The organism is Streptomyces sp. NPDC057950, assembly GCF_042887295.1.
GTDB classification, from domain to species: Bacteria; Actinomycetota; Actinomycetes; order Streptomycetales; family Streptomycetaceae; genus Streptomyces; species Streptomyces kaempferi.
This window is the reverse complement of record NZ_JBHVPP010000038.1, coordinates 18,210-40,163: the sequence shown is the minus strand read 5'-3', so window position 1 is coordinate 40,163 and position 21,954 is coordinate 18,210. Positions and strand designations below refer to the sequence as shown.

Genomic DNA, 21,954 nt, shown 5'->3' with positions numbered 1-21,954 from the left:
CTGCGGTCCGGTTCTGGCGGAAAACCAAGATGTCCACCCGCGCTACGGAGACCATGGGGCATGCGACCGGATGACTGGCAACTCACCGAAGACGTCGACGGCTTCCTCGCACGGGCCGGAGACTTCCTGCGCTCGCGGCCCGGCCCGCACATCATGCAGTCGACCTGGGCCGAGAGAGTACGAACGCGTGCGCCGGGGACGTCCGGCACCGAAGCCCCCGTCTTCGGCATGCTGGAGCGAGCGGGCACGGTCCATGCCACTTTCTACCGTCTCCCGCCCCATGGTTTCGGCCTCTCCCCGCTGACGTCCGAGCAGGCCGACGCCCTCGCTGCCCGTCTGTCCGCCCTCGGTCACGTTCTTCCCTCCGTCAGCGCGGACCGCGGCACCGCCGCCGCTTTCGCCGAGGCATGGCAGCGGCATACCGGCGCCACGCCGAAACTGCGCGACACACGACTGCGTCTGTACCGTCTCGGCATCCTCACCCCGCCCGAGCCGATGCCGGCGGGCCGAGGCCGTCTCCTGGGCGAGCAGGATCTCGAAGAAGTCATGCACTGGTGCGCCGAGTTCGCCCATGCCGTCGGCGAGGACGTGTCCATCGACGCCGGCACGTGGGCCGACACCCGCTTCGCCGACAAGCGCTACACGCTCTGGGAGACCCCGGACGGCACCGGCGTCTCCATCGCGGGCATGAACCCGCTGATCGGCGGCCAGATCCAGGTGGACGTCGTCTACACCCCGGCAGATCTGCGCGGTCGCGGCTACGCGGGCGCCGTGGCGGCGGAGGTGAGCCGAGCCGCCTTGACCGCTGGTGCGAGGGACGTCGTCCTGTTCGCGGACCTGTCCAACCCCACCAGCAACGCCCTCTACCAGCGCCTCGGCTATCGCGCACTCACCGACTGGGCGGTGTACGAGTTCTCCGGCGCCCCATCGGAAACGACCACGGCGTAGTGTCCGCGCTCGAACCCGGGGACGGAGACGGCCGGAACCGGGAACGGGACGCACGGCCGCCTCGGCGCGGTCCGCCCGCGGTGCGGAGGCCGACACCGGGCCGCAAGGTGCCGGGAGAAAGGGATTGACGCTCCGGTTCGAGTCAGGAACGATCCCTGGCCGTGACGACGAGCAGCGATCAAGACCCGTCCGCCCCCAGTCGGCCCCACCCCGCCGCCCGACCGGTCGCCCTGGTCACCGGCGTGGGACGCACCGTCGGCATCGGCGCCGGCGTCGCCCTCCGGCTGGCAGCGTCAGGCTGGGACATCGCCTTCACCTGTTGGACCCCGTACGACGACCGCATGACCTGGGGCAGGGAGCCCGACGCGACCGACGTGATCAGCCGGGCTCTCGCCGAACACGGCGCGTCCAGCGCGGCGATCGAGGCGGACCTGGCCGACCCGGACACCCCGGCACGCGTATTCGACGAGGCCGAACGGCGGCTGGGGAGTGTCACCGCTCTGGTGATGTGCCACTGCGAGTCGGTCGACTCCGGTCTGCTCGACACCACCGTCGAGAGTTTCGACCGCCACTTCGCCGTCAACGCGCGCGCCACCTGGCTGCTCATCCGAGTTCGGACGCCGCTTCGCCGCAGACCCGGGAACCGGCCGGATCGTCAGCCTCACCAGCGATCACACCGTCGGCAACCTGCCCTACGGAGCGAGCAAGGGAGCGCAGGACCGCATCACCCTGGCCGCCGCCCGCGAACTCGCCCACCTCGGCGTGACCGCGAACTCGATCAACCCCGGACCGGTCGACACCGGCTGGATGTCCGAGGAGATCCGGGAGCACTGCGTCCGCCACACCCCGCTCGGCCGCCTGGGCACTCCGCAGGACACCGCGCACCTCGTGGACTTCCTGTGCTCCCGGGAGGGCGAGTGGATCAACGGCCAGCTGCTGATGAGCAACGGTGGCATCGCGTAGTCGAGGGGGCGGAGCCCCGCCGGGACGGCATGCCTGTCGCCGTCGTCGACTTCGACGGGGTCGCACCGGGCGGCCCGCTGGAGGACTCGTTCCAGACGATGGCGACCCTGTTCCTCGCCGATGCGGCACCCGGCCATTACCCCCGGGGTAATCGCACTGCCCAACCATCTTCGACTACGTTCTGGTCCTCGCTCGCACCCCCGGAACGAAAGGAAGCCCGTGGTGCCCGCTTACGGCTTCGCTCATCTCCGCAGCCGTCGGAATCACTCCGACATCATCGAGTACCTGGAACGCATCCAGGCGACCCTCGACCCCTTCGCCGGCCGTTTCGTCATCCACGGTCCGCCGGTCGACGTCGTGGAGGGTACGTGGCCCGGCAGCATGGTGCTGATCGAGTTCCCCGGCCTGGCCGAAGCACGTTCCTGGTACGACTCTCCCGCCTACCGGGCCATCCTGAGTTTGCGCACCGACCACGTGGAGGGCGACTTGGTCCTGATCGAGGGCGTCGGTCCGCACTACGACCCGGCCGAACGAGCTCGCCAGTTGCGAGCGGGCCAGGACGGCTCGTGATCCGGATGGACGTCCGATGCAGTTGTTCTGCCAAGTCGGGTAACGAGCGGGTCGCCGGTTCCGTCGTGCCGTGGTGAGTCGCGTCAGGCCTCGGAGCGGGGAAGGCTGATGGAGCGGCTTTCCTCCACGACTCGATAGCCGACGCTGGTGTAGAGGTTCATCGCCACCTCGTTGCCGCCCCACACGGTGAACATCAGCTCCGAGTCCCCGGCCGCGAGCGTGGCCTGTTCGCCGGCCACCATCGCGGCCCGCCCGAACCCTTTGCCACGGTGCTGCTCCTGGATGTGCAGCGAGTAACCGTAGGTCACCCCCGGGAGGTACCCGTGCTTCAACCAGCCGGTGCCGATCTGTTCGCCCCCCGCCTCGAGCACCAGGAACGTGTTGTCGGGCGTCGCCAGGCCCTCGGGGATCAGCTTCGCGAAGTCGCGGTCGGACTTGCGTACGGCCTCCCCGGGGCTCAAGGCTCCCGCCCGGACGATGTCCCCGACGTAGGCGACCTTCTCGGCATCGAGCCACTCGGGATATTCGGCCCGTGTCATCGGCCGTGCGGTGACGCCGTCGACGGGTTCGGGCGGGGATCCGACCTGCCGCGCCCTGAGCTGACCACGGACGCGGTAACCGTCGAACAACTCGCCCGCGGGCTCGGTGAGCCGTATGTCCAGCCGGAGCGCGCCGCGCTCCGCGCACCACTCCTCGGCCCAGTCCCGGGCCGCCTGCTCGTGCCCCCGGTCGGTGTGGGGCAGATCGACGCGGAGGTCGCCGATACGGCCCGCGAGTGCGCCGCTGTCGTCGGCCACGGCCACGGCGACGTATCCCACCCGGGTCCCGGCGTCCGTGATCTCGGCGACGGTCCAGTCGCCGATGCCGGCGCGTCTCTCCTCGAGCATGCGCTCCGCCGCGGCCGCACCGAGCCCGGCCGCCGTGTACGAGGAGCGTAGCCGCCGCTCGAAGTCCTTCCGCCAATTCGTGCTGTCACCAAGGATGTTGAATTCCGTCACCTGATCACACTAGCCAACGCACCCGATCTTCGCCCTGGTCGACCAGGGCGTGGTCGGCGACCTCCTCGCAGTCGTCCCGAAGCCCGCGGCCGTTCAGCCCGCGGCGGCGGTGAGCGCGCCGAGGGCACCGGCCTGGGTGCGCCAGTCGGTCTGGTTGGGGGTGGTGCCGGCCCACCGTTCGCCGAAGGTGTTGAGGGAGCTGCGGTCCTGAGCCCACAGGGTGTCCGACTGCTTCTGGACGTAGTTCTGGTAAGTGCTGGAAGCGGTGGCTATCGCGAGGTCGGCGAAGTGCCGCATGAAGATTCCCTTGAACTGCTTCTGGTTGTCGTCGCAGGACGCCGAGCCGATGTCGCAGGATTCGGTGAGCACTCCGCCGCGGGTCAGCGCCGAGCTCGTGATCGCGGCGTCGGCCAGGGTCCGTGCGGTGGTCAGCAGCGAGCTGTCGCCGGTCGTCCTCCACAACTCGGTGAAGCCGCCGATGGCGAGTCCCTGGTTGTAACTCCACACCGTGCCGCCGTTGTTGGCGCAGGCCGAGGTCAGTCCGTCGTTCACCAGCCCCGAGGAACTGATCATCCCGCTGGACCTGTACCAGGCCGCGGCCGACTTTGCCCGCTGGAGCCATACGGTGTCACCCGGGATGCGTTGATGCAGCGCCGTGGTCAGCCAGAGGTACTGCCCGTTGGTCACCGCGTTCTTGTAGGTGCGCTCGCGGTCCCACCACACGCCGCCACCGCACGTGCCGGTGTCCCAGTACCGCTGGACGTACTGGGCGATTGTGACGGCCTCGTTCAGATAGCGGGCATCGCGGGTGTAGTCGTATGCGTCGAGCCAGGCGATGGCCCACCAGCCGGAGTCGTCGACGGCGCGGCTGATGAAGTCGCCCTCGATCGCGTCCGAGCTGCGCACGCCGGCGGCGAAGGTGCCCTTGTTCTGGTCGAAGGTGCGCGCGATGGCCCAGTCGTAGTCGTGCGTGCCGGTGGTCCTGGCGAAGTCGATGAGGGAGGTGAGGGTGGCGGCGGAGTTCCACCAACTGCTCGGCCACCAGCCGTTGTAGGGATCGTAGGAGGCCATCAGCGCGTCGGCCGCCGCGCGCGCCCTGCTCGGCGCGGGCCTGGCCCATGCCGTGCAACTGCCCTCCTGGTGGCCGGCCTCGCGCCCGCACGCGCGGACTGCGCCGCCGTAGAGGAGACCGCGCGGGTCGCGGGTGGCGTACATCGCGGTACGGGTGGTGGTGGAGCCGGACGGGATGCTGGTGCGGCCGAGTGAGGAGCCGTCGGGCCAGGTCGAGCCGCCGTCCCAGGAGCGGTCGAGCCAGATCTCATCACCCGCGCCCCCGGTGTCGATGGCGGCCCAGGCCATGGAGTTCTGCTGGTCGACATGCAGCCGGATCGTGCGACCGTAGAGGGTGGTCGAGGGCACCGGCTGGTCGTCACCGGCCGCTCGGCCGGCGTCGGTCCCGTCACAGAGGGTGTCGCAGACGCTGGGGTAGGCCCAGTTCGTGCAGCCGACGGTGGCCGCGTCCCCGCAGGCCCGGACCAGTCCGCGTCTGTGGTTGCGGGGGTCGGTGATGTTGTACATCAGTGTCCTGGTACCGGTCCAGGCGGCTGGGATGCTCGCCTTGCCCAGCAGTCCCTCCCAGGTGGCGCCGCCGTCCCAGGAGCGGTCAAGCCACACGGAGTCGCCGGTCACGCCGCTGTCGATGCTGGCCCAGGCCATGTCGTCCGTGTCCGACACGTGCAGTTCGAGACGACGGCCATTGAGATCCTTGTTCGGCACCGGAAAGCTCTCCTGGTGGGCCAGCGAAGGATCCTGGGTGTCACAAGCCAGGACGCACACCGCGTTGGCGGCGGCAGCGGGCGTCGTAGCCAGGCCCAGCCCGACGGCCACGAGGAACGCCGCCATCAGGAAACTGAGCAGCCGCGGAGGTCTGACAACGATGTCGGATCGCCTTGAAGACACCTCAACCAGCCTCGATTTCACCATGAGGAGACGTCGTCAGCGGGCCCGTCGTCAGCCGACAGCCTCGATGTGCCCGCCAGGAACCGAGCGTTGGTCCATACCCGTTCTCGAAGGAGTGAATAGACTTGGCGCGACCCTGTCAATACCTCAAGGCGGCTGCGACACAAAGGAGTTCACGGCAGGCGCGACAGGTTGACACTTCGTTTTCCGGCACCCATCATCGGTGCGACTTCGGCGAGGCACCTCGCACACCCACTGCTCGATCGGTCGTGGCCTCGCAGGGCCAGGTATTGAATCGATTCAACCCCGCAAGTCCGCCGCCTTCCCACACCCGATCCGCGAGGTCCCCCATGCGCCGCCTCCGTCCCCTGCCGAACAGACCGCCCGGTCCCTGGCGCCTGCGCGATCTGGCCGTGGTCATGGCCGTGGCAACCGTGTTGGCCGCCGCTCCCGCACCGTCCGCCGGCGCCTCCCCTCCCGCATCCGTGGCCGCGTCGGCGACGACAACAGTGTCGCCTCAGGCGGAAACCGACGCCCTGAACTACTCACCGACCTCACGCACCCTCAAGCCGACCGCCGTGCTCTCCACATCCGGCAATGTCACGAACCCGCGGAACGTCCTCAGCGGGCAGCCGACGCGGATCTCCGGCTCACAGTCGGCCATCACCCTCGACTACGGCAAAGAGGTCGGCGGCCTGGCAACGTTGTCCTTCGGCAGTACGAGCGCCAGTGGCCAGCGAGTGGGCCTGGCCTTCAGCGAGTCGTCCCTGTACGCGGGCACCAAAAGCGACCGGAGCAGTGGGCGCAACGGCGAGGACGGGGCTCTCTACGCCACGGCCTCCGCCGACGGAACGTACACGATGCCCACCGCGAGGCTGCGGGGCGGCTTCCGCTACCTGACAGTCTTCCTCGACACCTCGGGGTGGGTCGACCTCACGGGCGTCAGCCTCAACTTCACCGCGGCTCCGGGAAAGACCGACCCGGCCGACTACGCCAACTACTTCCTCTCCAGTGACGACCTGCTGAACCGTATCTGGTATGCCGGGGCGTACACGGTGCAGCTCAACACGATCGCCTCCGACCAGGGCCGCGCCTGGCCCCCGCCGGCCTCGGAGTGGGACAACGGCGCCACTGTCGGGGTGGGCGGCTCCGTCCTGGTCGACGGGGCCAAGCGCGACCGTACGGTGTGGCCCGGCGACCTGGGTATCGCCGTGCCCACGCAGTACGCGTACTCCAACGACCTGACCTCGACGCGCAACGCGCTCACCACGATGTACGACGCGCAGTCGGCGAACGGTGAAATCCCCTGGTCGGGGCCGCCGTTCAACCTCACCGGCTCCGACACGTACCACACCTGGACGCTGCTGGGGACGGCCACGTACTACACCTACTCGGCCGACCGGGCCTGGCTCGACTCCGAATGGGCCGACTACAAGCGCGGGATGGCCTTCATCAGCAACAAGATCGACGGCAACAACCTCCTCAACGTGACCCGCACCCAGGACTGGGCCCGGGTCGGCCAGGGCGGTGAGAACATCTCGGCCAACGCCCTGCTGTACGCCGCGCTCAAGGCCGGTGCCGGCCTGGCCGCGGTCGAGGGCGACAGCTCACTCGCCGCGACATGGACCGGCAGGGCGGCCGCGATCAAGACCGCGGCCAACTCCCTGCTGTGGGACGCCTCGAAGGGAATGTACAAGGACAACCCCACCAGCGGGTTGTATCCGCAGGACGGCAACTCGCTCGCCGTCTGGTACGGCCTCACCGATTCCACGGCCAAGTCGCGGAGCATCATCTCCGGGCTCGGGACACGCTGGGGTGCCTACGGCCCCACCACCCCGGAGTGGGGCGGCAATGTGTCGCCCTTCGCCGGCGGGATGGAGCTCAACGCCCGCTTCACCGCCCATGACGACTACGGCGCGTTGGCGCAGATCCGCCGCACCTGGGGCCACATGCTGGACAGTGACATCGGCACCAAGAGCACCTTCTGGGAGGGCATCAAGGCCGACGGGGGCCTCGCCTACGGCGGTTCGTTCATGAGCCTGGCCCACGGCTGGTCCACCGCGCCCACCTCCACGCTCACCTTCGATGTGCTGGGCACCGCACCGGAGTCGGCGACCGGCGCGTACCGCTTCGTTCCGCACGCAGGCGATCTGACCAGCGCGCAGGGGCGCATCACCTTGCCGCAGGGAGCGATCGACGCCTCCTGGTCCCGCGCCCCTGCCACCGGCACGTATGCGGCGCACCTCACCAGCCCGGCGGGTACCACCGGTCGTATCGGGGTCCCGAAGTTCGGCGGGGGCAACGTAGCGGTGTCCGTGAACGGCAACGTCGTCTGGAGCAACGGAGCCTTCACTCCCACCGGCGGTATCACCGGCGCGAGCCAGGACGACACCTACGTCTACCTCACCGGCGTCGCCCCGGGCAGCTACTCCGTGACCGCCACAGGGCTCGGCAATCCGCCGGCACCCGCCGAGCCGGGGACCGGCCCCCTGCGCCCTGGCTTCACCCGGTGCGCGGGCGAGGGCGGCACCTGCGCCTTCAGTGGCACCCGTGCGGTGGCCTACGGAGCGGGCTCCTACACGTACAGGACGGCGACCGACCGCATCGCCTGCACCAACGCCTCCTTCGACGGCGACCCGGCGGCGAATCTCGTCAAGTCGTGCTACGTCGCCGACGCGGGCGGCCCTCCCGGATACACCCGTTGCTCGACCGAGGACGGCACCTGTTCCGTTCCCGGCTACAACCGTGACGTGGCGTACGGTGCCAACGGCAACTTCGTCCACCAGGTCACCAGCGGTTCCGTCGCCTGCACCAACGCCCACTTCGGCGATCCCATCGACGGTGTCGCCAAATCCTGCTATCTGCCACCCGCCGGCGGGCCGTCCGGTGGCTGGACCAAGTGCACGGACCAGAACGGCACCTGTCCGGCCGTCGCCGGCCAGCCGGTCATGTACGGCGCTTACGGCGCGTTCACCATGATCACGGCCACCAGCGACACCCCGTGCACCGACGCCACGTTCGGCGACCCGATCCCCGGCGAGTCGAAGGCCTGCTACACCTACACCGGCGGCCCACCCGGCTATGCCACCGCTTGCTCCGCCGAAGAGGGCACGTGTGGCTTCAGCGGACAGCAGACCGTCGCCTACGGCGCGCGAGGCCGCTTCGTCTACAGGACTTTCACCGGTGGTACCCCTTGCACCACGGCGGCGGTCGGCACGGATCCACTGCCCGGCGTGCGCAAGACCTGCTACCTCACGCCCTGAGGAGCGGGACAGTGCCGGAGCGACGGTCCGGCACCGGTCAGGAGCGTTCGCCCGACGGCCCGCCTCACAGGCGAGCATGACGCCGTCGGGCCCACCGGCCCTACGAAACTTCCGAGGACGCCATCCTCGAGAAGTTCCAGGCCAAGATCCCGCTCGGCCGCTACTCCACCCCCGAGGAAGGGGTCGGCACGGGCCGTGTCGCCGTCGTCTCCGGCGCCTCCAGCGGCATGGGCGCCGCCACCGCCGAACACCTCGCCGAACTCGGCGCCACCGTCGTCGTACTCGGCCGCCGCAAGGACAAGCCGCAGGACGTCGTCCACCGCATCGAGGCCGCCGGCGGCACCGCGCTGGCACTCCCCGTCGACGTCACCGACCGCGCTGCCGTCCAACCCACCGCCCATCAGGTCGCCGACCGCTTCGGACCCACCGACCTGGTGTTCAACAACGCCGGCCTCCAGCTCACCTCAGGCGTCGAGGAACTCAAGGTCGACAACTGGCAGCGACAGATCGACCTCGACCTCAACATCACCGGCCTCATGAACGTCATCGCCGCCTTCCTCCCCCACCGACCGACTCCGCCCAGCAGGGCAAGCCCGCCGACCTCATCAACACCTCCTCCATCCCGGCCACCCGCATCCTGGAGAAGTTCTCGGTCTACTCCGGGACCAAGGCCCGCATCAGCCACCTCACCCGGCTCGTGCGCGTCGATACCGAGATCACCATCACGCCCACCGCACAAGGCTTCTGAGCCACAGAACCGGTGGGGCTGCCGTCCATCACGGCGGCCCCACCGGCGTGCGCGTTCCTGACGGGAGAACCTCACCCAGGACCAACGAACCGCGCTCACCGGGTCCGGAGTCGGGTGGGCAGGGGGAGGTGCACTTCACGCACCTGCTGCGCTGACGGACCTGATCTCTTCCAGCAGTGCCGGGTAGTCCTCGCCGTAGGTGGCAACGGCGGCATACACCGCGTCCACGGCGGCACGGAGCGGATCGGCTTGGGCGGCGGCGGTCACAGCGGGCAGGGCCATGTGCCGCTGCGACATCCGCGAGGACGGATCCGGCGCGCCGACGGTGACCGCCGTGGTGTGCGTCGCTTCCCCGGTCCGGGATACCGAGGGTTCGGGCGCGTACTCCAGTTTCAGGGCGGCGGCCGTGGGCCCCACCGGTCGGAGCGCCTGCTCGGGCTTCGGCATCGGCTCGCACCCGGTGGCCAGCTCGGGCGGCCGCTGGGGCGGGACGGGCCGGCCGACGGTCCGCCGGGGGACGCGCGGGTCGCGTGCCAGGGTCTGCCACATGAGGGCCGGCTCGTCGAAGGGCGGTGGCAGCGGGCGGCCTTCGGCCAGAGCGGTAAGCGCCGCGGCGATCCAGTCGAGGCATGCCAGACCGGCCGCCTCACAAGCGCGGCGAGCCGCCAGCAGGGCCACGGCGCGCTGGACGTCGGGGCCGGCGTCATCAAGGGCATGGACGAGCACGGGGTCGAAGCGCAGCAGGCCGCGGACATTGCCGCCGACAGCGCGCAGGGCCTGACTGGGCAGCCGGCCGCCCCACCGCCGGCGGTCCAGGGCGAGCTGCTGTTCCCTCGCGTCCTGTTCCTGTCGCAGGCGGGCTTGGCGTTCGGCTTCGGCTCGCTCGCCGGGAGTGGGCGGTGGCGGCTGCTCGCGGGCGTAGCCGTGCCAGTAGGCGGCGATCGCCGCCGTTTGCTTCAGGACGCGGTCCGCGGTGGGCTCGGCGGGCCACAACTGTAGGAGGTAGCTGTCCAGTTGGGGCTCGTCGTCCGTGCGGGTGTCTTCCTGACGGGCCTGGTCCATGCCTTTCGCGCAGTAGCGCACCCGGTAGTCGATCTCCTCCAGGCCCAGGTCCCAACAGGCTTCGACCGCCCACTGCATGAGCGTGCTGCGCGGCGAGGCCGGACGGAAGGACACCTCCACGACGTCCTCCCACGCCGCGTCCAGAGGCGGAGCCTGGTCGTGGACTTCGACGGCGAAGCCGACGTGGCCGGTGTGCAGGCCGGTCGTCAGCCACAGCGTGCCGGGAATCGCCGCCCCGCACAATCCCGCGCTCTGTCCGGCGAACGCCTCCGCCAGGTCAGGGCCGCAACCGTCCGGGTCACTCTCGACGTACACCTGGCCATAGTGGACGTGGACCTCGCCGTCGAAGACTCTGCGCACCATCACACCCTCCCCGGTACCGGCGTCCGATAGGTACAACAGGTGCCCTGTGGTGTCACGGGCCGAGCGCGCGGGCACCCCGGGGCCGTCGCGGGACACTCATGCGGTCGCGTACGGAAACAATGCATACCCGGCAGCCTAGAGACGGCCTCTGACATCACCGACGTGCCTGTGCGCGGGAATCGAGCGAGAGCGGGTTCGCCTCCATTTCACGGAAGGTGCAAAGGAGTTGGACCGCCGTGGTCGCCAAAGCGGCAACCGCGAGGGCCGCCGCAGCGGATCACCCGACTGCCGTGGCACCCCGCGCGCCCCCTGCCGGACCGCTACCAGGCTCGACTGTCGCCCCGCCGCTCATGCAGGCCCATCCCTTCCGACCTGCTGTGATGAGCCTCACCGATAACATGAGGGATCCCTCGAGTACGCTGGCAAGGCCGAACATGAGGGACCCCTCCGAATGGCCCTCATGGTCCGGCACCCGTTGATTCGGAATTTCCGGATCTCAGATCACGGACATGGCGGTGACCGCCCGCTCGGCGGAATCGCGGCCCATGACAAGGAGACGACCATGCGCAGGCGGCTCAGGCGCGTCTCGATCGCTCTCGCTTCCACGGCGATGGCGGGCGGCGCACTTGTCGGAGCCGGCGGCTCGGCATCAGCGGCGGCTTCGGAACCCCTGGAGCACACCCGGTCCTCGATCGCCACCTTCGGGACCGCCGGTGGACATGACGGCTACCACGACCACCGCGACGACGGGTACGGAATCGGTCACCACGGAGAACGGGACGACCGGCGGGACGAGCACGGTGGCTCGTACACCGACGGCGAGCTCAGAGGCCACCACCATGGCCGGCGTCACCACCGCGAGTGGGAAGAGCGTCGGGACGGTCACCACCGGTACGTGCGGCACGGGGACCGGTGGGTCGAGGTGACGTCCCGGCCCGGTGTCGGTGTCGGTTTCGATGCCGGTGCCGGTGCCGGTGTCGGTGTCGGTGTCGGTGTCGGTGTCGGTGTCGACCGCTGGTACCTGGACCAGCTCCTGCTGGTCCAGCGCTGATGCGGCTGCCGGGCCTCTCGGTCGGCTTGACGAGTCGCGGGGACGTGGCCCGGCGGTTTGGGTCCTGGCCCCGCCCGATGACCGCCCGCCGGGCAGACATCGGACCCGGCCAAGGAGATCGCTTACCGGCCGAACGAGGTACGCGGGGTAAGCGCGTGCGCTGATGTCGACTTCCGCTGCATCCGGCGTGCCGGTCGAGTGGAAGCAGCCGGACGAGCCGGGTTATGGGAATTGAGGAACAGTGAGATCGATCAGAACCGTGATGTACGAGCTGCCCGTACAGTTTGTCGTGTCCCACGACCTGTCGGTGCCGATGGGGGTAGCACTGCGGTACGAGGCGGACGATCCCTATGCCGTTCGCGCCGCGTTCCACCCACTTGAGGAGGGCAGGACGGTTGAGTGGCTCCTCAGCCGAGACATGCTGGCTCAGTCCCTGAGCGAGAACACTGGACACGGAGACGTGCGGATGTGGCCGGCCGGTGGCTCGGAACGGGGCGCGCTGTACATCGCCCTCCGCTCACCCGCGGGATCGGCCCTGCTGAAACTCCCCGCGCAGGGCGTCGAATCCTTCCTGCGCGAAACGCGGTCCGTGGTACCGCAGGGCGCGGAGTCCAGGCGGTTCGACCTGGACGCCGAACTGGCACAGTTGCTGGCGGGAAGCTGAACGCCCCCTTGGACGTGGGGGTCCGGTCGCCGACCGCGACACGGGCCCCACTGTAGGCCCCGCCGCCCGCTGCATGCGTCCCCCGGCGGCCTCGCCGCCGGGACAGTCATGCCTCCTCGAGGCACTCGCGGCATTCCTCTTCAGGGCACTCGAGAGTGGTGAGGGTCTGGTCGACCTGTCGACTGGTCAGCGGGGGCTCGGGCAGCTCGTGGGCACACTCGGCGCGGAAGGCGTCGAGCATCAGGTGAAGGTGGCGGCGCCAGGCGGTGGGGGCCACTGCACGGGTGGCCCGGATGATCCCGGCCTGGGACCAGATCACGAAGATGATGTCTTCCGGAGTGACATCGCCGCGCAGCTCGCCCTGTTCCTGGGCGTTGCGGAAGATCTGAACGGCCAGTTCTTGCGAGCGCTCGAACATTCCCCTGCCGAGCGCGTGGACGGGCAGCCGGGCCGACGCGAGGTCGTTGAAAGCGCGGTCACATGCCTGCAGCTCACAGAGCTTCTCCAGGTAGTGGCAGAACCCCTCCCACGCGTCATCCATGGCCGCGGCCTCCTCGGCGGCGGCGAGCAGCTCCGTGAACTTCGCGGTGAACAGCTCTTCGACCAGGTCCAGTCGGGTGGGGAAGTGCCGGTAGACCGTCCCGATCGCGACGCCGGCATCGCGGGCGACGCCTTCCAAGGAAGCATCCACGCCGTGCTCGGCGAAGGCCTTGCGGGCGGCGGCCACGATCGCGTCCCTGTTGCGCTGCGCGTCACGGCGCAGCGGCTTGACCGACGCCCGGGTCGCGGACAGCACATGTGGGTGGCTCATGGACCCAGAATAACCTGAGGGACCCCTCGAATTAGCGGATGTGACCCTTCTCATGCCACGGACCGCGTCATGCCGCAGGTCGCCGACAAACCCTGTGCCGTCCTTCACATCCGCTTGCCAGGCCGGACCCGACGGGCATCGCCTCAATGCCGCTTCCGCGCACTCGACTTCTTCGTCCTCCCAGCGACCCACAGGGTGGAAGACGGTTGATCGGCGGCTGATCAGTCAGCGGCGGGATCGGGCTCACGGTCTTCACCCGACACCGCCGACCGCGGCGCCGTGGAGGTGTCATCGGATTTCGTATGTTCCGTCCAGCCGGGCGCGGCCGGTGGCATGGCCCGCGATGGCGGCGGTCACGTCGTCGAGGGTGAAGTCGGCGGCGGGCCCGGAGGCCGCGTCGAGGGCGAAGAGCTGGAAGACGTAGGAGTGGGGTCCGTGTGATCGGATCGGCATCGGTCCGGCCCAGCCACGACGGCCGAGCGCGCCCTTACCGTGCCGGATCCCGGGAATCGGGCTGGGATTGACGAGGGCGTTCTCCGGGATGCCGTTCAGTGCGGGGTCGATGCCCAGCGTGAGCGCGTGGATGGCCGGTTTGCCGACAGGAACGTCGGGGTCCTGCACGATGAGCGCGAGCTCAACGGTGTCGGCCGGCGGGTGCGTCCAGTTGAGGGCCGGTGAGATGTTCGCGCTGAACAGCCTGCCGCGATGCTTCTCCGGTATGGGTGCGCCGTGGTCGAAGGCGGGACTGGTCAGGGTGAAGTTCTCTGGGGCCTGCAGGTCGGGGCGGGCCCAGACGAGGGTGTGGTGGCCGGCGCGCCGATTGCGCAGCGCGACGCCGAGGGGGTTTGTGGGCATGACTTCGACGCTTCCTCACTCTGGATCCGGCTACCTGTGAACCTGGGCCACGGTCGTCGGCGGGCGGCGCGGTCGGGCCTCCGCGGAGAGCGGCGTCACCGTTCGCGCCGACCCGCCTGACTGGCCGCGCCCCGCTTCTCCGGCTCTCCGCGCACCTCGTGACAAGGCCAGCGAAGTGGGCGCGGGAATCGCGCTCACTGTTCAGGTACAAGAAAGATCTCTTTAGGTATACTAATGAGCTATGGAGAAGCATGCAACCGATGTACGGTCCGCCGACGTCGAGGAGGCCGACCTGGGCGGGCAGGTGCGCTCCGCCGTCGGACGCCTCTACCGCCGCTTCCGCAGCGAACGCCCCGAGGGCGGCCTCGGAGATGTGGCACTCGAGGTGCTCACCCGCCTCCACAAGCACGGACCGCAGACCCTCACCGAACTCAGCGCGCACGACCGGGTCTCCCCCGCCTCCATGAGCCAGACCGTGAACCGCCTCACCTCAGCCGGCTACGCCGTACGCACCAGCGACCCGGGCGACCGCCGCAAAGTGCTCTTCCGCGCCACCGCGGAAGGCGACGCACTCGCCGGCGCCACCCGGGCACAGCGCAACGCCTGGCTCGACGAACAGCTACGCGCGCTCAGCACCGAAGACCGCGCGGTGATCGCCCGCGCCGCGGCACTGCTCGGCGATATCGCCGGCTCCTGAAGACGTCAGCGACGACATGCGGAGGGCCCCGGCCGGGACGGATCCCGGCCGGGGCTGTCGACGTGCGTGGTCGTGAAGGGCGGTCGCCTGCGCGGCGAAAGGCTCCACGAGGTTTCAGCCGGACGATCGTCCTCGTGGGCCAGGGGTGAGGCCCGGGGACATTGGCCCCTTCACCACCATGGTTGCGCAGCCACACCGCACTCTCTGGTGTTCCCGGCACCGTCCGGGAGTTCAGGACGGGCGTGCGACCCCCGGCGCGCTCCCGTGCCCAGGGCATCGGGGGTGGAGCGCGGTCCCGGCGCTCAGCCGACGTGCACCAGGGTCTCCTCGCTGCCGAGTCGGGCGGCGCCCGTGTCCATGTACAGGGTGGTCTCCCCGTCGGACCAGCGGATGACGAGGTCGTCGGTCCGGTGGTTCCCCGTGAAGTCGCCGGTCGTCATGACCGTGTCGTGCGTCCAGAGTCCGTTGGGGTTCAGGACGCGTCGTTCGGTACCGAGGCCCGACGCGGTCGTGCCGACGTAGTTGTCGAGTTCGCCGTCGCTCCAGCGCACCATGACGTCCCACTTCTGATTGCCGGAGAATTCACCGCTGGTGAGAAGGGTGGCGTTCTTCCACGTGTCGTTCTTGTCCTTGAGCCTGTGCTCCTGGCCGAAGGTGCCCGCGCCGACACTGGTGTAGAGGGTCACTTCGCCGTCGGCCCAGCGGACGATCAGGTCGGTGACGTACCGGGAGGCGTTGAACCGGCCCGCCGCGATCTGCGTCGCGTTCTTCCACAGGTCATTGGGCTTGATCATCCGGGTGCCGGCCCGGTCGAGACCCTTGGTCCCGAGGTCTCCGTAGAGGGTGACCTCACCGTCCACCCAGCGGACCATCAGGTCGAAACGGTTCGACCCGGTGAAGTCGCCCGCGGTGATGGTCCTGGCGTTCCGCCAGGTGGAGTTCTCGGGCAGCAGCTGCCGCTCGCCCGTGAAGTGGCCGCGTCCGTCGCTGTTGTAGAGCGTGACCTCGCCGTCGGACCACACCACGACCATGTCGCTGTGGCCTTTGCCGTCGAAGTCGCCCGAGGCCATCGGGCCGGCGTGCTTCCAGGTCGCGCCGGAACCCATGGTGTACGGCAGCGACGGCTGTTCGTAGGGGCCGTAGTCGGGGTTGCGGCCTTGCTGGGCATCGGCGTAGAGGCGGAGGAAACGCTCACCGTACAGCGGGCTGTAGGTGATCTCGTTGTACCGCGGATCCGACCCGCTCACATCGGGGCCGCCCTGAAGAAACCCGCCCACGTTGCCGATGATCGTGCCGGTGTCGCCGGAAGGGGCCAGCTCGGAGAAGAAGGGCCCTCCGGAGACTCCGCCCCACATCCCGGCGCAGTAGATCTGCATCTGGTAGTAGCCCGGCAGCGCGGTCGTGTAGATGTCGGGACAGCGGACCGCCTGGTCCGTCGGGTTGTGCGCGATCTTGGGGTAGCCGATGACGGTCACCTTGTTGGCGTAACCGGGCGTGCGGGCCAGGGTGTTGGCGCCCACGACGTCCTGGACCTTCTCGTGGCCGTTCGGCTTGAGGCTCGCGAAGGCGTAGTCCAGGTCGGAGGTCTTGGCCTTGTCCCAGGTGGCCCTCTTGTCGCGGAACCACTTGTCGACCGCCCAGACCCCGTAGGGCTGCGCGGCCGCAGTCCTGGTGTGGTCGTACATGGGTACGAACATGGAATGCGAGCCGGCGCAGTGTCCCGCGGTGAGGATCAGGTTGTGTCCCCCGCTGCGTACCACGCTGGCCGTGCAGCGGTGTCCCTTCAGCCCCTTGTCCTCGCTGAAGATCGTGCCCACGGACTTGATGCCCTTGAAGTGCTCGGCGGTGACGCCGTCGGCGGAGGGTCGCCGGGCCGCCGCGGTCGATCCCTCCGGCGGGGCGGTACGGCCCGAGGGGTCGGTGGCCGAGTCCATGCGCTCGGGAGTCCAGAAGCGGATGGCGGCCTCGGCCGTCCAGTCGGCATCGGCGGGCGGCACCGCCGCGTCCGAAGCCGAGGGTTCGACGGACGGGCCGGACGGATCCGCGGGAGTAGTCGGGCCGAACGGATCCGCGGGAGCCGGGCCCGTCGACACGGCGGGGGCCGGGCCCGTCGACACGGCGGAGGTCAGGCCCGTCGGCACGGCGGAAGTCGGGCCCGTCGGCACGGCGGAGGTCAGGCCCGTCGGATCCGTGGAGGTCACGCCCATCCGGTCTACGGAGGCCGGGCCGGACGGGTCCGTGGAACTCGGGCCGGTCGGCGGCTTCCACACGGGGGCAGCGCTCCGCGAGGTCCCCGAAGGGGTCGGGGTGGCGGCGACGGGGGGCGCGGTACCGGCCTGGGCCGCGGCGGCGGTGCCCAGCAGCACCACGGCGCTCAGTACCGCGACGGCCCCGAGCCGTATTCGTCCGCCGGGCGATTCGGTTCTCTGCATTCAGGATTCTCCAAGAGGCAGGCCGGACGGCATCAGGACCCGACGGACGGGCGCCTGCCGTGGGACAGCAGGCGGGACACCGCCGCGGAGTCCGACGTGAGATCCTCCGCCGACGACCTGCTCCGCACACACCGCGCGACAGCAACCCCCGTTGCGTTCCCCCGTACCGCCGTACGGCGGCTTTCGATCGACCGTGGTCAGCGGTCGCAGCCGTCATGATCGCATGGCGGGCACCCAAATGCTCACTTTATGAGCGCATTTGGGTCAGTTCAGTTCGGGGACGCCCAGCAGCATGTCGAGGTCACACACCTGGGCCCGCCGATGGTGCCCCTTCGCATCGGTCAGTTGCACGCGGGAGCCGTAGTCGTGCGTCGCGGGGTGCGGGGGCCGTACGTCGACCCGTGGGTTGTAATCGGCCATGACCTCGCAAGACCCGGAAGGAGAGCCGACCGCGTCGTAGAAGACCGGGATCGCGATGCTGTGGCCCGGCTTCAGCACCAGGCGGACGGGCGTGCGCTTCTTCGGCCTGGAGTCGGCCGACGGCCCCTTGCCGACGTGCACACTCAGCTCCGGGTAGCCGTCGAAGGCGCAGGGTTGCGATCCCTTGTGCGCGGCGCTGAGCGTAGCCGTCGGCGTGTTGTGCGGCTTGCCCGGGAGAAGGGTCATCTTCCAGCTCAGCTGGGGCGTCCGGCACGCTGCGATCCGGATTCCCGAGGCGCCGGCGCCCTCGCCGCACGCGCCGGCACCCAGCAGCATCAGACCGGCCGTGCAGACCGCCGCTGTACGCCGTGACATGAGAACTCCCCGAGGCGACGCCGCTCCCGCGGGACCGAGTGGCCACCGCCCTTGCCCCGCCGGACAGCTAGATGCGGGCATGCGCGCCGAGGTTCCACACCGGCGGGATGACCACCGGCCGGGCACGCGGGATCGCCGCGGCCGGGTGCCGGAAAGCCGGGCGACAGCTCTACCCGTGCCGTCCTCGTGCACGCCGGATCCGAAGGTCGGCTCGGGCGGCCGGGTGACGCGGGGCCGCCGCCGGGCCGTCCGGCCGAATCGCCGGCTCACTGCCGTACGGACGGACGGAAAGTACGGTAGGAAATCCCACGTGAATGAACTGCTCACCGAAGTCGTCGAGGCCCATGGCGGGACCGGACGCTGGCAGGAGCTGACGCGGGCGCGAGCCACCCTCGTCAGTGGTGGCGACCTGTTCGCCGTCAAGGGCCTGCCGCAGGATGCGACGCCCCGCGTGATGACCGTCGCACTGCACGAGGAGTACGCCTCGGTACAGCCCTTCGGCGCGCACGACCAGAGGACCGGTTTCACGGCCGGGCGAGTGAGCATCGAGAAACTCGACGGGCGGGTGGTCGCCGAACGCGAGGACCCTCGGACGTCCTTCGCCGGACACACACTCGAGACACCTTGGGACCCGCTGGACCGCGCCTACTTCAACGGCTACGCGTTGTGGACCTACCTCACCACGCCCTTCCTCCTCACCATGCCCGGCTTCACGGTCACCGACATCGAGCCGTGGCGGGAGGGAGACGAGGTCTGGCCAGGGCTGCGCGCCGCCTTCCCGCCCCGGATCGCGAGCCACAGCACCCACCAGGACTTCTATTTCGGTCCCGACCGGCTCCTGCGGCGTCACGACTACCACGTCGACGTGGCCGGCGGATTCGCCGCCGCGCAGTACGTCCACAACCTCGCGGAGGCGGACGGCATCGTGCTGCCCACCAGACGCCGGGCCTACCGCCGCGACACCGACGGTCGCCCCCTCCTGGAACAGGTCATGGTCTCCATCGACCTCAGCGACGTCCACTTCAGCTGACACCCTTCTTCCGGTGCCTGCCTCGCCGGGCGGCCTCGCCGGCCGCGAGGTGATCCGGCGCGGGCGGTTCATCACGCGCTCCGCCCCCTGAGCGGCGAGGTCGCCGCTCAGAGGGCTCCGAAGGACCGGGTGACGCCGGGCGCGCGGCCGGCGGTCGCCTTCGGCGGGGCGAGGCTTCTCAGTCGGTGCAGGCGGTGCCGGGGGCGGGCAGCGCGCGGGTGGTCAGACAGCGGTTGGTGGCCTTCCGGACGCACTCGAAGACCAGGAACATGCTGTGGTCGTCGCCTTCGTGGCCGAGTACGACGCTGCCGGGCAGTTGGGCGGCCATGGCCGCGCCCGCACGGTACGGGGCGAGGGCCTGGTGGGTGGACTGGAGGACCAGGGCGGGCGGTGCGCCGTGAACCGGTGCCCCCGCCTTGACGGGCTCGGCGGGCGTGGGCCAGCCGAGGCAGTCGGCGATGGTCCGGTAGGAGCGCACGGCGCCGCCGAGGTGCGGGGACACCCGGGCGAGTTCCTTGCGCAACCCGGTGAGCTGGGCGAGAGTGCGGTGCGGCCCGCGTCGGGGCGGGACCAGTCCACCGGTACCTGGATCGAGCCGCACCGCATGTGCTTGAAGTCGCTGTCGGCGCGGTCGTGCCAGTCGATGGTCCGCCTGGGCGAGTGTCGGTACGGCGAGGGCGGTCGCCAGCGTGGTGGCACCGGCGGTGATCCAGCCGACGCACTTCCGGATTCCTGTCATGTTGCCATTCCTTGGTCTGTGCCCCGGCCCGTGCGGAGTCGAGGGGTTGTACCAGGTGGTGCGGGTGAGGGGCGGGCCCTCGCCCGGCGTCAGCCCCGGGCGTCGTCCATGGCGGTGTCGGGGATCCAGGAGCCGTGGATCCCCGCGGTCACCCGGCGGGGCAGCTGGACGGCGGCGACGCGGTCGAGGCCCGAGGCATCGAGGACCAGCAGCTGCGAGGCGTCCTGCTTCAGGTCGGAGACCACGGTCAGGAGGTATCCGTCGTCCTCGCGGGTGGCTCCGGCGGCGGGGACGAAGACCGCTTCACTGGGCAGCCGGGCGTCGCCTGCCGGGTGGATGCGGCGGGCGCCGGTGGTGCGGTCGTACTTGACGACGCCGTAGCCGCCGAAGCCCTTCTCGTCGGGGAAGGAGATGGCGTACTGGTAGCGGTTCTCGGAGCCCAGCCAGTCCTCGTTGAGGGTCGGGAACTCCACCGCGAGGTCGTCGATGATCTGCTCGTCGACAGTGCCGGCGGTCATGTCGATGACCCAACGGCGGGTGTAGGAACGGGCGTTGGGCTCGGTGCTGCGGCCGGGGGCGCCGATCCACCAGTTCCAGGACAGCCGGAAGCCCTCGCGGTCCACGGTGGGGCCCTCCAGGACGATGCGGCCCTGGCCGTCCTCGTAGGCGTTGGAGACGTGCAGCATGTTGCCCGGTTCGATCGAGAACCAGCGGATGTGCCGGGCGCCGTCCGCTCCGCGGGGCATGACGCCGATACGGGAGGGCTGCTGGTCGCTCCAGCCGTAGGGGATGCCGGAGTGCTCGGCCGGGTCGAAGGTGACGTTTCCCTCGATGAAGAGCACATGGCGACGGGTGATGGCGAAGTCGTGCTTGAGCGAGGCGGTCGCTCCCGGGATCTCGGCGCTGTGGACGACCTCACCCTTGGCGTCGGAGACGTAGTACGTCAGGAACGGCGGGAACGGCGAGGACCCGAAGAAGTGGAGCTCCCCGGTCACCGGGTCCTCCTTGGGGTGCGCGGTCATCGCGGTCCGCAGCTTGCCGTCGAAGTCGTACGCGCCGACGGTCTCCAGGTCCGGGGTGAGTTCGAAGGGGAGGTTCGCCTCGCAGAGGGCGAGCAGGCGCCCGGCGTGCTCGATGACGTGGGTGCCGGCGGTGCTGGCGGTCAGGTCGGGGCCGTGCTCGGTCATGTAGGGCGCGCCGTCGAGGGCGGGGGTGTGCACCCAGCGGTTTCGGTACCACTCGGCGCGGCCCTCGCGGAGGCGGATGCCGTGGACCATGCCGCTGCCCTTGAACCAGTGGGCCGGGGTGACCCCGGGCTTGGGGTTGTGGCCGTTGCGGATCAGCCGGCCGTTCAGCTCGGGGGGCAGCGTGCCCTCCACGGTGAGTCCGGTGGCGGTGACCTCGTCGGTGACGGGGGTGTAGTGGCCGGTCAGGTAGGGCTTCGCAGCAGTCATGGCGGGAACCTCTCTCAATGTGGGTGATGCTCTGGTGTCAGGCGGCTTGTTCGGCACGGGCCTTGAGGTGGGAGAGCCAGCTCTCCAGTGAGTCGTGGAGGGCCTTGCCGAGGTCGTCGGCCGCGGCTTCGGCGGGGGCGCCGCTCCAGGACTCCTCGGTGCGGACGGTGACGTGGTCGCCCTCCTCCTCGAACGTCCACACGTGGACGCCGGAGATGCCGTCGGCGGGGCCGCCCCACACGATCCGCTCGCCGGGAACCAGTTCGCGCACGGTGGAGGTGATGTCCAGGCCGTGGGTTCGCCAGCTGAAGCGGTTGCCCGGAATGAGGGGGCCGTCGGGCTCGGCCCGGTCGATGTCCGTGTTCCAGGTGGGCCAGGCCGCGATGTCGGTGTGCAGCCCCCACACCGTCGCGAGCGGGGCGTTGATCTCGATGCTCAGGCGGACGATGACGGGGGCGGTCTCGTCGATGGTGACCATGGTCGGGTCTCCTTTGTCGGTGACATGGGTCGGTGGCACGGCTGATGCGTTTCTTCGGCCGGATTCAGGGGATT

At 69.8% G+C, this 21,954-nt stretch carries 18 protein-coding genes and 1 pseudogene; 9 read left to right on the top strand and 10 right to left on the bottom strand.

Annotated elements, in window-relative coordinates; translation table 11 throughout:
• The first annotated feature begins 60 nt into the window (after window positions 1-60).
• The 3 genes and pseudogenes from ACFVTC_RS40660 (at window position 61) to ACFVTC_RS40650 (ending at window position 2,481) form a co-directional block, all read left to right on the top strand.
• The gene (locus tag ACFVTC_RS40660; protein ID WP_390134573.1) at window positions 61-948 is read left to right on the top strand and encodes a GNAT family N-acetyltransferase; all 888 of its coding nucleotides are present in this window, start codon (window positions 61-63) and stop codon (window positions 946-948) included.
• 161 nt (window positions 949-1,109) lie between these two features.
• A pseudogene (locus tag ACFVTC_RS40655) lies at window positions 1,110-1,911 on the top strand (SDR family oxidoreductase).
• 222 nt (window positions 1,912-2,133) lie between these two features.
• Window positions 2,134-2,481, top strand: coding sequence for a DUF1330 domain-containing protein (locus ACFVTC_RS40650; RefSeq protein WP_390134571.1), 348 nt, complete (start codon window positions 2,134-2,136; stop codon window positions 2,479-2,481).
• Window positions 2,482-2,564: 83 nt separating this feature from the next.
• On the opposite strand, the gene ACFVTC_RS40645 is transcribed toward ACFVTC_RS40650, so the two are convergent.
• The gene (locus ACFVTC_RS40645; RefSeq protein WP_390134570.1) at window positions 2,565-3,479 is read right to left on the bottom strand and encodes a GNAT family N-acetyltransferase; all 915 of its coding nucleotides are present in this window, start codon (window positions 3,477-3,479) and stop codon (window positions 2,565-2,567) included.
• Window positions 3,480-3,572: 93 nt separating this feature from the next.
• The gene (locus ACFVTC_RS40640) at window positions 3,573-5,381 is read right to left on the bottom strand and encodes a glycoside hydrolase family 76 protein (protein ID WP_390134569.1); all 1,809 of its coding nucleotides are present in this window, start codon (window positions 5,379-5,381) and stop codon (window positions 3,573-3,575) included.
• 476 nt (window positions 5,382-5,857) lie between these two features.
• Between ACFVTC_RS40640 and ACFVTC_RS40635 the strand changes: the two genes are divergently transcribed.
• Together ACFVTC_RS40635 and ACFVTC_RS40630 are read left to right on the top strand one after the other, a co-directional pair.
• Window positions 5,858-8,701: an alpha-L-rhamnosidase gene (locus ACFVTC_RS40635; RefSeq protein WP_390134618.1), complete on the top strand. Its 2,844-nt coding sequence runs from the start codon at window positions 5,858-5,860 to the stop codon at window positions 8,699-8,701.
• Between the two features lie 227 nt (window positions 8,702-8,928).
• Window positions 8,929-9,510, top strand: a complete 582-nt coding sequence (locus ACFVTC_RS40630) for an SDR family oxidoreductase (protein ID WP_390134567.1) — start codon at window positions 8,929-8,931, stop codon at window positions 9,508-9,510.
• Between the two features lie 74 nt (window positions 9,511-9,584).
• Here the strand turns inward: ACFVTC_RS40630 and ACFVTC_RS40625 are convergent, their stop codons facing one another.
• Window positions 9,585-10,874, bottom strand: a complete 1,290-nt coding sequence (locus tag ACFVTC_RS40625) for a hypothetical protein (RefSeq protein WP_390134565.1) — start codon at window positions 10,872-10,874, stop codon at window positions 9,585-9,587.
• Window positions 10,875-11,436: 562 nt separating this feature from the next.
• On the opposite strand from ACFVTC_RS40625, the gene ACFVTC_RS40620 reads away from it, so the two are divergent.
• Window positions 11,437-11,925 (top strand): hypothetical protein, encoded by a 489-nt coding sequence (locus ACFVTC_RS40620; RefSeq protein ID WP_390134563.1) that lies wholly within the window; start codon window positions 11,437-11,439, stop codon window positions 11,923-11,925.
• 241 nt (window positions 11,926-12,166) lie between these two features.
• The gene (locus ACFVTC_RS40615; protein ID WP_390134560.1) at window positions 12,167-12,589 is read left to right on the top strand and encodes an SsgA family sporulation/cell division regulator; all 423 of its coding nucleotides are present in this window, start codon (window positions 12,167-12,169) and stop codon (window positions 12,587-12,589) included.
• A 106-nt stretch (window positions 12,590-12,695) separates the two neighbouring features.
• Here ACFVTC_RS40615 and ACFVTC_RS40610 read toward each other — a convergent pair whose 3' ends face one another.
• The gene (locus ACFVTC_RS40610; RefSeq protein ID WP_390134558.1) at window positions 12,696-13,400 is read right to left on the bottom strand and encodes a TetR/AcrR family transcriptional regulator; all 705 of its coding nucleotides are present in this window, start codon (window positions 13,398-13,400) and stop codon (window positions 12,696-12,698) included.
• 288 nt (window positions 13,401-13,688) lie between these two features.
• Window positions 13,689-14,255, bottom strand: coding sequence for a YbhB/YbcL family Raf kinase inhibitor-like protein (locus ACFVTC_RS40605; protein ID WP_390134556.1), 567 nt, complete (start codon window positions 14,253-14,255; stop codon window positions 13,689-13,691).
• Window positions 14,256-14,496: 241 nt separating this feature from the next.
• Here ACFVTC_RS40605 and ACFVTC_RS40600 point away from each other — a divergent pair, with 241 nt between their 5' ends.
• Window positions 14,497-14,952, top strand: a complete 456-nt coding sequence (locus tag ACFVTC_RS40600) for a MarR family winged helix-turn-helix transcriptional regulator (protein WP_390134554.1) — start codon at window positions 14,497-14,499, stop codon at window positions 14,950-14,952.
• A 302-nt stretch (window positions 14,953-15,254) separates the two neighbouring features.
• Here ACFVTC_RS40600 and ACFVTC_RS40595 read toward each other — a convergent pair whose 3' ends face one another.
• Window positions 15,255-17,384 carry an FG-GAP-like repeat-containing protein gene (locus ACFVTC_RS40595; RefSeq protein WP_390134552.1) on the bottom strand — a complete coding sequence of 710 codons (2,130 nt, stop codon included), beginning with the start codon at window positions 17,382-17,384 and terminating at the stop codon, window positions 15,255-15,257.
• A gap of 264 nt (window positions 17,385-17,648) precedes the next feature.
• Window positions 17,649-18,179, bottom strand: a complete 531-nt coding sequence (locus tag ACFVTC_RS40590; RefSeq protein ID WP_390134550.1) for a DUF4232 domain-containing protein — start codon at window positions 18,177-18,179, stop codon at window positions 17,649-17,651.
• 310 nt (window positions 18,180-18,489) lie between these two features.
• Between ACFVTC_RS40590 and ACFVTC_RS40585 the strand changes: the two genes are divergently transcribed.
• The gene (locus ACFVTC_RS40585) at window positions 18,490-19,209 is read left to right on the top strand and encodes a hypothetical protein (protein ID WP_390134548.1); all 720 of its coding nucleotides are present in this window, start codon (window positions 18,490-18,492) and stop codon (window positions 19,207-19,209) included.
• Window positions 19,210-19,387: 178 nt separating this feature from the next.
• Here ACFVTC_RS40585 and ACFVTC_RS40580 read toward each other — a convergent pair whose 3' ends face one another.
• The 3 genes from ACFVTC_RS40580 to ACFVTC_RS40570 form a co-directional block, all read right to left on the bottom strand.
• Window positions 19,388-19,948: an alpha/beta hydrolase gene (locus ACFVTC_RS40580; RefSeq protein ID WP_390134546.1), complete on the bottom strand. Its 561-nt coding sequence runs from the start codon at window positions 19,946-19,948 to the stop codon at window positions 19,388-19,390.
• 89 nt (window positions 19,949-20,037) lie between these two features.
• On the bottom strand, window positions 20,038-21,402 hold the full coding sequence (locus ACFVTC_RS40575) for a carotenoid oxygenase family protein (RefSeq protein ID WP_390134544.1): 1,365 nt from the start codon (window positions 21,400-21,402) through the stop codon (window positions 20,038-20,040).
• 37 nt (window positions 21,403-21,439) lie between these two features.
• Window positions 21,440-21,880, bottom strand: a complete 441-nt coding sequence (locus tag ACFVTC_RS40570; RefSeq protein ID WP_390134542.1) for an SRPBCC family protein — start codon at window positions 21,878-21,880, stop codon at window positions 21,440-21,442.
• Window positions 21,881-21,954: the final 74 nt, after the last annotated feature.